A 292-nucleotide genomic window follows, 5' to 3' on the forward strand; every position below is an offset into this window, starting at 1 on the left:
GAAACGGAATGCTGCAGAAGAGGCTGTGACACGGATTGAAAAGCAGATGAAGGACCTGTTGCAGGAGCATGAAGATCTTTCATTGGATCAGGAAAAAGAACTTCCAAGTGATGTAGACTCCTTTATGGATAAGTTGTGGAAACGAATCAGCTCACTCAAAAGAGAATTGAAGACCACGCGTTCCGAAGCACAAATAGCTTCATCCAATATGGATACACAATCAGGTCTGCTAATGAAGGTGAGGGAGCAGTTTCAAAGTAATTTTCCAGAACATGAGGAACTAGTGTTTAAT

Annotated in this window: 1 protein-coding gene; it reads left to right on the plus strand. The window is 41.8% G+C overall.

The genetic code is table 11. The features are described from left to right. Window positions 1-292, plus strand: a 292-nt coding sequence (locus tag AOA59_RS32285) for a hypothetical protein (RefSeq protein WP_158235201.1), incomplete at both ends; no start/stop codon positions are given.

Origin of the sequence: Pseudomonas sp. 2822-15, from assembly GCF_002742515.1 — a bacterium.
Taxonomy (GTDB): Bacteria; Pseudomonadota; Gammaproteobacteria; order Pseudomonadales; family Pseudomonadaceae; genus Aquipseudomonas; species Aquipseudomonas salomonii.